This is a genomic window from Streptomyces sp. NPDC056161 (assembly GCF_042268025.1).
GTDB lineage: Bacteria > Actinomycetota > Actinomycetes > Streptomycetales > Streptomycetaceae > Streptomyces.
The window spans coordinates 1-11,224 of record NZ_JBHJUV010000113.1 but is presented as its reverse complement, the minus strand read 5'-3'; the positions used below and the strand labels follow the sequence as shown (position 1 = coordinate 11,224).

General features: G+C 71.8%; 9 protein-coding genes, 1 pseudogene and 1 riboswitch. Of the genes and pseudogenes, 9 read left to right on the top strand and 1 reads right to left on the bottom strand.

Features of this window, described 5'->3' with window-relative positions; genetic code table 11:
• The 5 genes and pseudogenes from ACFC09_RS45235 to ACFC09_RS45215 form a co-directional block, all read left to right on the top strand.
• A pseudogene (locus ACFC09_RS45235) lies at window positions 1-147 on the top strand (4-hydroxy-3-methylbut-2-en-1-yl diphosphate synthase); the annotation flags it as partial.
• A 28-nt stretch (window positions 148-175) separates the two neighbouring features.
• A complete protein-coding gene (gene dxs, locus ACFC09_RS45230) occupies window positions 176-2,080 on the top strand; it encodes a 1-deoxy-D-xylulose-5-phosphate synthase (RefSeq protein ID WP_376538909.1) in 1,905 nt (634 codons plus the stop codon).
• Window positions 2,077-3,462 (top strand): aspartate aminotransferase family protein, encoded by a 1,386-nt coding sequence (locus ACFC09_RS45225; protein ID WP_376538907.1) that lies wholly within the window; start codon window positions 2,077-2,079, stop codon window positions 3,460-3,462. The genes dxs and ACFC09_RS45225 overlap by 4 nt, the downstream gene beginning before the upstream one ends.
• 71 nt (window positions 3,463-3,533) lie before the next feature.
• Window positions 3,534-4,133 (top strand): helix-turn-helix domain-containing protein, encoded by a 600-nt coding sequence (locus ACFC09_RS45220; protein WP_376538905.1) that lies wholly within the window; start codon window positions 3,534-3,536, stop codon window positions 4,131-4,133.
• Window positions 4,130-4,252, top strand: coding sequence for a DUF6126 family protein (locus ACFC09_RS45215; RefSeq protein WP_376538903.1), 123 nt, complete (start codon window positions 4,130-4,132; stop codon window positions 4,250-4,252). Before ACFC09_RS45220 ends, ACFC09_RS45215 begins: the two co-directional genes overlap by 4 nt.
• A gap of 36 nt (window positions 4,253-4,288) precedes the next feature.
• Here ACFC09_RS45215 and ACFC09_RS45210 read toward each other — a convergent pair whose 3' ends face one another.
• Window positions 4,289-5,086: a tyrosine-protein phosphatase gene (locus tag ACFC09_RS45210; RefSeq protein ID WP_376538900.1), complete on the bottom strand. Its 798-nt coding sequence runs from the start codon at window positions 5,084-5,086 to the stop codon at window positions 4,289-4,291.
• A gap of 172 nt (window positions 5,087-5,258) precedes the next feature.
• Here ACFC09_RS45210 and ACFC09_RS45205 point away from each other — a divergent pair, with 172 nt between their 5' ends.
• The 4 genes from ACFC09_RS45205 to ACFC09_RS45190 all read left to right on the top strand — a co-directional run bounded on the left by ACFC09_RS45205 (window position 5,259) and on the right by ACFC09_RS45190 (window position 11,083).
• On the top strand, window positions 5,259-7,331 hold the full coding sequence (locus tag ACFC09_RS45205; protein WP_376538913.1) for an alpha-galactosidase: 2,073 nt from the start codon (window positions 5,259-5,261) through the stop codon (window positions 7,329-7,331).
• Window positions 7,332-7,610: 279 nt separating this feature from the next.
• Window positions 7,611-7,770: riboswitch (cyclic di-AMP (ydaO/yuaA leader) on the top strand.
• Window positions 7,771-7,774: 4 nt separating this feature from the next.
• The gene (locus tag ACFC09_RS45200) at window positions 7,775-8,683 is read left to right on the top strand and encodes a peptidoglycan DD-metalloendopeptidase family protein (protein ID WP_376538898.1); all 909 of its coding nucleotides are present in this window, start codon (window positions 7,775-7,777) and stop codon (window positions 8,681-8,683) included.
• Window positions 8,684-8,866: 183 nt separating this feature from the next.
• Complete coding sequence (locus tag ACFC09_RS45195) at window positions 8,867-9,652, top strand: SGNH/GDSL hydrolase family protein (protein WP_376538911.1); 786 nt, start codon at window positions 8,867-8,869, stop codon at window positions 9,650-9,652.
• Window positions 9,653-9,862: 210 nt separating this feature from the next.
• Window positions 9,863-11,083 carry an MBL fold metallo-hydrolase gene (locus ACFC09_RS45190; protein WP_376538895.1) on the top strand — a complete coding sequence of 407 codons (1,221 nt, stop codon included), beginning with the start codon at window positions 9,863-9,865 and terminating at the stop codon, window positions 11,081-11,083.
• Window positions 11,084-11,224 lie beyond the last annotated feature (141 nt).

The window sequence follows — 11,224 nt, the reverse complement described above, 5'->3', positions numbered from 1 at the left end:
GGTGAGGTGATCAAGACGGTTCCCGAGTCGAAGATCGTGGAGACGTTGATCGAAGAGGCGATGAAGCTCGCCGAGCAGATGGAGGCCGAGGGCGCCGCGTCGGGCGCCCCCGGCGTTGCGGGGACGCCGGCAGTGACAGTGAGTTGAACGAGCACGGACCGAGAGGGGGCCGAGCGTGACGATTCTGGAGACCATCCGGGGACCACGCGACCTGAAGGCGCTGTCCGAGGCGGAACTCGGTGAATTGTCCGAAGAGATACGCGAGTTCCTGGTGACCGCGGTGGCCAGGACCGGCGGCCACCTCGGGCCCAACCTGGGCGTGGTGGAACTCACCGTCGCACTGCACCGGGTCTTCGAGTCGCCGGACGACCGCATCCTGTGGGACACCGGTCACCAGAGCTATGTGCACAAGCTGTTGACGGGGCGTCAGGACTTCTCGAAGCTGCGTGGCAAGGGCGGCCTGTCCGGCTACCCGTCCCGCGAGGAGTCCGAGCACGACGTCATCGAGAACAGCCACGCGTCCACCGCGCTCGGCTGGGCCGACGGGCTCGCCAAGGCCCGTACGGTGCAGGGCGAGAAGGGCCATGTGGTCGCGGTCATCGGCGACGGCGCGCTCACCGGCGGCATGGCCTGGGAGGCGCTGAACAACATCGCCGCCGCCAAGGACCGGCCGCTGATCATCGTGGTCAACGACAACGAGCGGTCGTACGCGCCGACCATCGGCGGTCTCGCCAACCACCTCGCCGCCCTGCGTACCACCGACTCGTACGAGAAGGTCCTCGCCTGGGGCAAGGACGTGCTGCTGCGCACCCCGGTGGTCGGCGGCACCCTCTACGAGTCACTGCACGGCGCCAAGAAGGGCTTCAAGGACGCCTTCGCCCCGCAGGGCCTGTTCGAGGACCTGGGGCTGAAGTACGTCGGTCCGATCGACGGCCACGACATCAAGGCCGTCGAGTCCGCGCTGCGCCGCGCGAAGCGCTTCCACGGGCCGGTCCTCGTGCACTGCCTCACCGAGAAGGGGCGCGGCTACGAACCCGCCCTGGCGCACGAGGAGGACCACTTCCACACCGTCGGCGTGATGGACCCGCTCACCTGCGAGCCGCTCGCGCCTTCCAACGGGCCGTCCTGGACCTCGGTGTTCGGCGACGAGATCGTCCGCATCGGGGAGGAACGGGACGACGTCGTGGCGATCACCGCGGCGATGCTGCACCCGGTGGGCCTCGGCAAGTTCGCCGAGCGCTTCCCGGAGCGGGTCTGGGACGTCGGCATCGCCGAGCAGCACGCGGCCGTGTCGGCGGCGGGCCTGGCCACCGGCGGGCTGCATCCGGTCGTCGCCGTCTACGCCACCTTCCTCAACCGGGCCTTCGACCAGCTCCTGATGGACGTCGCGCTGCACCGCTGCGGGGTGACGTTCGTGCTGGACCGGGCCGGCGTCACGGGCGTGGACGGTGCCTCCCACAACGGTATGTGGGACATGTCGGTCCTCCAGGTCGTACCGGGCCTCAGGATCGCCGCGCCGCGTGACGCCGACCAGTTGCGCGCCCAGCTGCGGGAGGCCGTCGCCGTCGACGACGCCCCCACCCTGGTCCGCTTCCCGAAGGAGTCGGTCGGACCCCGGATCCCCGCGGTCGACCGCGTCGGGGGCCTGGACGTCCTGCACCGGGCCGAGCGGCCCGAGGTCCTGCTGGTGGCCGTCGGCGTCATGGCGCCGGTGTGCCTCCAGGCCGCCGAGCTGCTCGAAGCGCGTGGCATCGGCTGCACGGTGGTGGACCCGCGCTGGGTCAAGCCGGTCGACCCGGCGCTGCCCGGGCTGGCGGCCGGGCACCGGTTGGTGGCCGTCGTCGAGGACAACAGCCGGGCCGCCGGGGTGGGTGCCGCCGTGGCGCTGGCCCTCGGCGACGCGGACGTCGATGTGCCGGTGCGCCGGTTCGGCATCCCGGAGCAGTTCCTCGCGCACGCCAAGCGCGCGGAGGTGCTGGCCGACATCGGTCTCACCCCCGTCGAGATCGCCGGACGGATCGGTGCGAGCCTGGCCGTCAGGGAGCAGACCGACGGCACAGTCAAGGAGAAAGCGGAATGACCACGGAGTTCGACCTCGGTGCCCTCCTGGCCGAGCGCGGAGCCGAGCGCTACGAGCTGCACACCAAGTACCTGAACCACCAGCTCCCGCGCATGCTGCACACCATCGGCTTCGACCGGGTCTACGAGCGTGCCGAGGGGGCTCACTTCTGGGACGCCGACGGCAACGACTACCTGGACATGCTCGCCGGGTTCGGGGTGATGGGCCTCGGCCGCCACCACCCGGTCGTCCGCAAGGCGCTGCACGACGTCCTCGACGCCTCTCTCGCCGACCTGACCCGTTTCGACTGCCAGCCGCTGCCCGGGCTGCTGGCCGAGAAGCTCCTCGGCCACAGCCCGCACCTGGACCGGGTGTTCTTCGGCAACAGCGGTACGGAGGCGGTGGAGACCGCGCTGAAGTTCGCCCGGTTCGCCACCGGCAGGCCGCGGATCCTGTACTGCGAGCACGCGTTCCACGGCCTGACCACCGGGTCCCTGTCGGTCAACGGCGAGAAGGGCTTCCGGGACGGCTTCGCCCCGCTGCTGCCCGACACGGCCGTGCCCCTCGGCGACCTCGACGCCCTGTCCCGGGAACTGGCCAAGGGCGACGTCGCCGCGCTGGTCGTCGAGCCGATCCAGGGCAAGGGCGTGCACGAGGCGCCGCCCGGCTATCTGCGCGCCGCGCAGGACCTGCTGCACAAGCACAAGGCGCTGCTCATCGCGGACGAGGTGCAGACGGGACTCGGCCGGACCGGGGACTTCTACGCGTACCAGCACGAGGACGGCGTCGAGCCGGACCTGGTGTGCGTGGCCAAGGCGCTCTCCGGCGGCTATGTGCCGGTCGGCGCCACCCTCGGCAAGGACTGGATCTTCAAGAAGGTCTACTCGTCCATGGACCGGGTCCTGGTCCACTCGGCGAGCTTCGGTGCCAACGCGCAGGCGATGGCGGCGGGTCTGGCCGTGCTGTCGGTGATGGAGGACGAGCAGATCGTCGCCCGTGCGCGCAGGACGGGGGACCAGCTGAGGTCCCGGCTGGCCGCGCTCATCGACAAGTACGAACTGCTCGCCGATGTCCGCGGCCGGGGTCTGATGGTCGGCATCGAGTTCGGCCGGCCCAGTTCGCTGAAACTGCGCAGCCGCTGGACCATGTTGCAGGCCGCGCGCAAGGGCCTGTTCGCGCAGATGGTGGTGGTCCCGCTGCTCCAGCGGCACCGGATCCTGACCCAGGTCTCCGGTGACCACCTGGAGGTGATCAAGCTGATTCCGCCGCTGGTCGTCGACGAGGCCGACGTCGACCGGTTCGTCGACGCCTTCACCGCCGTCATGGACGACGCGCACAGCGGCGGTGGTCTGATGTGGGACTTCGGTAAGACGCTGATCAAGCAGGCGGTCGCCAACCGGTGACCGAACCGCCCGCGGTTTGCCTCTGAGGCAAGAAATTTGCCGATGAGGCAAATCTGCGGCTCAATGGAGTCATGAGCTCCTCCGAAGCCGAGTTGCCCGCCGTAGCGCCGCAGCTCCGCTCGTTGCGCCGCCGGACCGGCCTCACGCTGGAGTCGGCGGCGCGTTCCGCCGGGTTGTCGCCCGCCCATCTCTCCCGGCTGGAGACCGGGCAGCGCCAGCCGTCGCTGCCGCTGCTCCTGGCACTCGCCCGCATCTACGGTACGACGGTCTCGGAACTGCTCGGTGAGACCGTGGCCGACCGGGACGCCGTCGTGCGCGCCGCCGACATGGAGCCGACCCACGCGGGCGGCTGGACGTACTGGCAGGCCGGCGCACCGGGCCGCGGGATGCAGGCCCTGCGCGTCCGGGTGCCGCACGGCTCGCAGGGCGACATCGTGCGCGTGCACCCCGGCGAGGAGTGGCTGTACGTACTCCAGGGGCGGCTCGGGCTGCGCCTCGGGGACACCGCGCATCTCCTCGCGCCCGGTGACAGCGCACACTTCGACTCGCTGACCCCGCACCGCCTCGCCGCCGAGGACGACGACGGGGTGGAACTGCTGTTCGTCCACACCCTGCTGCAAAGTCCCACGGCCGCACTGTGCCTGGGCCCGATCACTGGAGAGTCGCGATGACCGACATGGAGGAGAAGTTCCCGCGCGCCCTGTGGATCCGGCTGATCGTCTACCTCGTCGCCGGACACCTCCTGGCCGGCTTCATCTTTCTGCTGTTCGAGGTGGGCGCCAAGGGGTGAGCCGGCTGTCGGCCTGGTGCAGAGCGGCGCTCCCCGTCAGCCGAGCAGGCGCTCGCGCAACCGCTCCCGGGTCCGCGGTGCCAGGCCCAGCCCCTGTTCCAGGTAGGCGTCGACGCCGCCCCAGGTCCGCTCGACGGTCTCGAAGGCGGCCGTGAGGTACTCGGCGCGGGCGTCGAACAGCGGGCTGAGCAACTCCATGACCTCGGGGGTGTAGGCCGACTCGGCGCTGCCGCTGCGCCGCACCCGGTAGCGGCGGTGCGTGGCGTTCGACTTCAGGTAGTCGGCCAGGATCGCCTCGCGCTCCACGCCCAGGGCGAGCAGCGTCACGGCTATGGACAGGCCCGCGCGGTCCTTGCCGGCCGCGCAGTGCATCAGGACCGGCACGCTGTCCTCGGCCAGCGCGTGCAGCACCCGGGAGTGCTCGGCGGTGCGCTGTTCGATGATCGCGCGGTAGGAGACGACCATCCGCCGCGCGGCCTTGCCGTCACCGAGGATCGTGCGCAGCTGGTCGAGGTCGCCGTCCCGGACCATCGTCCAGAACTCGGCGCCGTCCGCCGGGTCGGTCAGGGGCAGGTTGACGTTGCGCACGCCGGGCAGTTCGACGTCCGGCCCTTCCAGCCGCTGGTCGGCCGCGTTGCGGAAGTCGAAGACGGTGTGCAGGCCCAGGGCGGACAGGAACGCGGCGTCGGACTTGGTGGCGTGTGCCAGGTGGCCGCTGCGGAACAGCACCCCGTACCGCACCCGCCGTCCGTCCTCGGCCGGGAGCCCGCCCACGTCACGGAAGTTGCGCACGCCGGCCAGCTCGGGTTCGGTCGACGGGACCTGCTGCGTCACGGGGGGCTCCTCCCGGTCGGAGCCCGTCGGCGCTTCTCGTCGACGGGCACGCTGTCGACCATACGACAAGCTTTTCCCGGGCCACGAGATGTCCACAGGCGTTGCCACCGGGGCCCGCGGCCCTTGATGATGTTGAGGCGTGAGTGGATCTGTGGGCTCCTGTGAGGTTTCGATGGTGGACATCGCCGAGGACGGCCGTACGTGGTTGCTGAGCGGCCCGAACAGCAGTTATGCGCTGCACCTCACCGAGGCGGACGAACTGCTGCACCTGCACTGGGGTCCCGCCGTCGCGCTCGCCGACGCCGAGGCCCTGGCCGCCCGTCCGCTGCCCGGCTACCGGGGCTTCGAGTCGCCGCTCGACGGGCACGAGGAGTATCCGGTCGAAGGCGGCCCGCGCTTCGTGAGGCCCGCGCTGTCGGTCCGCACGGAGGAGCGCCGCGGCACCGAATGGGTCTTCGAGGGCCACGCGGCCGAGGACGGGGAACTGAGGCTGCGTTTCCGGGACGAGGGGCTGGTCATCACCCTCCACTACCGGATGCGCGGCGACGTCGTCGAGCGGTGGGTGGGCCTCGTGAACGAGGGCGGCACGCGGGTGGAGCTGCTGCGCGCGGACCCGGCCGCCTGGACCCTGCCCGACCGGGAGGGCTGGCGGCTGTCCGAGCTGCACGGCCGCTGGGCCGCCGAGTCGCGGCTGACCAGCGGTCCGCTGACCTACGGTGAGAAGGTCATCGGCAGCCGGCGCGGTCACACCGGACACCAGTACCTGCCCTGGGTGGCGCTCGACACCGACGCCACCGAGGAGCGCGGCGAGGTGTACGGCTGCGCGCTCGGCTGGTCGGGTTCCTGGCGGATCGCCGTCGCCCAACTTCCGGACGCGCGTGTGCAGATCACCGGCGGCGCCGGGTACGACGACTCGGGCCTGCTGATGCTGGAGCCGGGGGAGTCGTACACCAGCCCCGTCTTCGCGGGACTGTGGAGCGACGGCGGCTTCGGTGGCGCGAGCCGCGCCTGGCACGCCTACCAGCGGGCGTACGTCGTCCCGGACGCGGACCGGGACAGGCCCGTGCTGTTCAACTCCTGGGAAGCCACGTTCTTCGACATCGCCGAGGACCAGCAGGCCGCGCTCGCCCGGCGCGCGGCGGAGATCGGCGTGGAACTGTTCGTGGTGGACGACGGCTGGTTCGGCGCCCGGACCAGCGACCGGGCCGGGCTGGGCGACTGGACGCCCAACCCCGACCGGTTCCCGCAGGGGCTGGCTCCACTGGCCGGCCAGGTGCACGCCCTCGGCATGCAGTTCGGCATCTGGGTCGAGCCGGAGATGGTCAACCCCGACAGCGAGCTGTATCGCGCGCATCCCGACTGGGTGCAGTACCAGGCGGGACGAAAGCGGACGGAACTGCGCAATCAGCTGGTCCTCAACCTCGCCCGCGAGGACGTCCAGGAGTACCTGTGGGAGCGGTTGGACACGCTGCTCTCCAGCGCCCCCATCGACTATGTGAAATGGGATTTCAACCGCTGCTTCACGGACGCGGGCTGGCCCGGGGAGGCGTACCCGCAGCGGTTGTGGGTCGACCATGTCCGCGCCCTGTACGCGCTGCTGGACCGGTTGCGCGCCGCCCATCCGGGCGTGGCCTTCGAGTCCTGCTCGGGCGGCGGCGGCCGCATCGACCTCGGGATCCTGAGCCGCACCGATCAGGTGTGGACCTCCGACAACACCGATCCGCTCGATCGGCTCGCCATCCAGCACGGTTTCAGTCAGATCCATCCCGCGCGGATCATGGCGGCCTGGGTCACCGACAGTCCGAACACACAGCTCAACGGCCGGGCCAGCAGTCTGCGCTTCCGTTTCGTCAGCTCCATGGCCGGCGTCCTCGGGGTCGGCGGCGACCTCGCCAAGTGGAGCGAGGAGGAACTGGCCGAGGCTCGGCAGTGGGTGAGCCTCTACAAGGAGATCCGGCCCGTGGTGCAGCACGGCGAGCTGTACCGACTGCGCCCTCCCGAGGGCGGTTTGAGCGCGGTGCAGTATCTGCGCGGGGACGAGACCGTCGTCCTGGCCTGGCTCCAGGCGCAGCGGTACGGCGAGCCCGTGCCGGCGGTGCGGTTGCGCGGGCTCGACCCGTCGGCGTCGTACGAATGCCGCGAAACGGGCGAAGTGCACCGTGGTGCCGTGCTGTTGCACCACGGGCTGCACACCGCGCTCCGTGGTGACCTGGACGCCACGGTCATCCGGCTGCGCCGCGTCTGACCCTTCTGCCGGAATTACGAGCTTATGCGGCCAGGGGGGTGAGGAGGGTCATATCGTGACGGTGGGTCGCCTGTCATGCTCACGTAATGCATGGTCCGGGCGGGCGAATTGGCCACGGCCACCCCGCTGACATGCACGGACGGTGACCGGGAATTCCCGTAATGGATCGAGTGAGACCTGTACGGGATGGAACGGGTCCTTGTCCGTTTGCGTCCCGCTCGCTTACGTTCGCCACCGATCCGGACGGACCGCCGAATCCTGCCGCCGCCCGGACACCGGACACACCACCCACCCGTGCACGGCAGGAGCGGGGGACCCACCAGGCACGACCGCCGGACCCGGTCTCCGGGACGGCAAGGGGTGAAGCCACGCCCCGCGCGCGGCCGGGCAGCTCCAGCCCGAACCCGACAGCTCACCTCGCAGGCGCCGGAGAGGAATGCGCCATGCCCGCGAAGGGAAAGCACCGACGTCCGAGGCCCCAGCGCCGCACCCGTTCCGTCGCCGTCGCCGTCGCCGGAACGAGCGGAGCCGCACTGGCCCTGCCGCTCATCGCAACCACCGCGGCGCACGCCGCGGCCCCCGGGGAGGCTCCCCGGTCCGTCGCCGAGAGGACCGTCAGGTCTGCCGGCGGCGCCGCCGAACAGCGACGCGCCGCCGAGGACTCCGCCGCCCGCACCTACGTGGTGCGGCCGGGCGACTGGCTCGCCAAGATCGCCGACGAGCAGCACGTCAACGGCGGCTGGCAGCGGATCTACCAGGACAACCGCCCGGCCATCGGCGGCAACCCGTCGCTGGTCCGCCCCGGTCTGAAACTCACCCTCGGCGGGTGGGCCGAGCCGGACACCCGCTCCGCGCAGCCGTCCCGGCTGTCCCGGTCCTCGTACGTGCCGGCGGCCGACGCCTCGGCCGGCCGGACGGACCGCACCGTCGGCACCGGCACCTCCACCGGCTACGGCCTCCCCGTCCTCGGCGCCAGGATCGGCACCGGCTACCACGTGGCGGGCGGCATGTGGTCCAGCGGCTACCACACCGGCGTGGACTTCGTCGTGCCGACCGGCACCTCGGTCAAGGCCGTCGCCGCGGGCACGGTCGTCGCCGCGGGCTGGGGCGGCGCCTACGGCAATCAGGTGGTCGTCAGGCTGGCCGACGGCTACTACGCGCAGTACGCCCACCTGTCCCAGCTGTCCGTCTCGGCCGGCCAGACCGTGACCGAGGGCCAGCAGATCGGCCTGTCCGGCGCGACCGGCAACGTGACCGGCCCGCACCTGCACTTCGAGATCCGTACCACGCCGGAGTACGGCTCGGACGTGGACCCGCTGGCCTACCTCCGCTCGCACGGCGTGGTCGTCTGACGGCGGTGGCGGAGCGGTTGACGCGGGAACGCGCCTGTTCCCCGGCCTATTCCCGCATTGGGAAACTCTTGGCGAGTGTCTTATCTCACCGTTCGTCAACCCCTTCCTACGATCGCGTAGGTCACATCGGAAGGTGAATCATGGCCCGACGTGGCAGACGATTCGAAGAGTGACAACACAGCGGTGATCGGGTCGTACGTGGCGGTGGGGGACAGCTTCACCGAGGGCGTCGGCGACCCCGGCCCTGACGGGGCGTTCGTCGGCTGGGCCGACCGGTTCGCGGTACTGCTCGCGGACCGTCGGCCCGAAGGCGGCTTCCGATACACGAATCTCGCGGTGCGCGGGAGGCTGCTCGACCAGATGGTGGCGGAGCAGGTCCCGCGGGCGGTCGAACTGGCGCCGGACCTCGTCTCGTTCTGCGCGGGAGGCAACGACATCCTGCGCCCCGGCACCGACCCCGACGAGGTGGCCGAGCGTTTCGAACGGGCCGTGGCCCGGCTCGCGGACGCGGCCGGCACGGTCCTGGTGACGACCGGCTTCGACACCCGTGGCGTACCCGTGCTGAAGCATCTGCGCGGCAGGATCGCCACCTACAACGGGCACGTCCGGGCCGTCGCCGACCGGTACGGCTGCCCGGTGCTCGACCTGTGGTCCCTGAAGGCCGTGCAGGACCGCAGGGCCTGGGACGACGACCGGCTGCACCTCTCACCCGAGGGACACACACGCGTCGCCCTGCGGGCCGGACAGGTCCTCGGCCTCGACGTCCCGGCCGACCCGGAACAGCCCTGGCCGCCGCTCCCGCCCCGCGGCACCTTGGAGGTGCGCCGCGACGACGTCCACTGGGCCCGGCAGCACCTGGTGCCGTGGATCGGCCGGCGGCTGCGCGGCGAGTCCTCGGGGGACCACGTGACGGCCAAGGGCGCGGTGTCCCCCGACGACATCAGGACGCGGATCGCGTCGGTGGCCTGAACCGCCGGGGCGGGTCCGACGGACCGGTCCCGCCCCGGGACGCCCGCTCGGCGCGACCCCGCCCGCGGCGGCCTGGGGCCCCGGCCCGGTTCCCGGACGAGCGCCCCGCCCGGCCGTTCCCGCGCCCGGCCGCCGGTCACCCCGATGGCGCCGGACTGTCGCAGGGGCCACCCATAATGGATGGCCTCACCCACTCCACCAGGAGGTACCGTGTCCGGTTTGCGTTCCCCGAGCTCCGGGCTCCGCGCGTTGCAGCCCGCGGCCTTCGGCGCTGACCCGGGCGGTGACCGCCTGGCGCGCATCCGCAGCTCGCCCCACTTCGCCGACGGCGTCTTCCAGAACCCCGGGGGGCCCGCCCGGATCCGGCCCTCCGGATCGATGCTGGAGTTGACGAAGCTCTACTTCGACCGGGAACAGCGGCCCCAGCGGGCCCCGCGCGGCACCGTCCCGGTGCACGCCACCACCCTCGCCGACCTGGCCCGGCCGCCCGCCACCGGGCTCCGGCTGACCTGGATGGGCCACTCCAGCGTGCTCGCGGAGATCGACGGACAGCGCGTGCTGTTCGATCCGGTCTGGGGCGAGCGCTGCTCCCCGTTCCCGTTCGCCGGGCCCAAGCGGCTGCACCCGGTGCCGCTGCCGCTCGCCGCGCTCGGCCCGGTCGACGTCGTGGTCATCTCGCACGACCACTACGACCACCTGGACATGCCCAGCATCAAGGCACTGGCCGGCACGGACACCGTGTTCGCCGTGCCCCTGGGCGTCGGTGCCCACCTCGAACACTGGGGGGTGTCCGCCGACCGGCTGCGGGAGCTGGACTGGCACGAGTCGACCCGGGTCGGCGGACTCACCCTCACCGCCACCCCCGCCCGGCACTTCTGCGGCCGCGGCCTGCGCAACGCCCAGCACACCCTCTGGGCGTCCTGGGCCGTCGCGGGCGCCGAGCACCGGATCTACCACAGCGGCGACACCGGCTACTTCGAGGGCTTCAAGGACATAGGCGCCGAGCACGGCCCGTTCGACGCCACGATGATCCAGATCGGCGCCTACAGCGAGTTCTGGCCCGACATCCACATGACCCCCGAGGAGGGCGTACGCGCCCACCTCGACCTCCAGGGCGGCCGGGCGCACGGAGCGCTGCTGCCGATCCACTGGGGCACCTTCAACCTGGCCACGCACGCCTGGGCCGAGCCGGGAGAGTGGACGAAGGACGAGGCCGAGGCAGCCGGACAGGCGGCCGCCTTCCCCAGGCCCGGCGAGCCGTTCGAACCGGCGGGCCTGCTGCCCGCGGACCCCTGGTGGCGGGCGGTGTCCACGCCGCTCGCCCACCCGTGGCGCGACCGGGTGCCCCCGAAGGCCACGCTCGAATCCACCGGCGCCGGCGCCGGCGACGGCGACCTCGACCTTGACCTCGACCTCGCGAAGGATCGGTGACACGGGCTCCGGCCCGGCCGGCCGCCGGGTTCCCCGCGGGACCCCGGTGGGTGTGCGGCCGAATACGGACGTCCGCGACCGCCCTGGGCCTGGCACACGGGCGGCGCTGACGCGGACGGCGGCCCCGGAGGGTGGAATCCC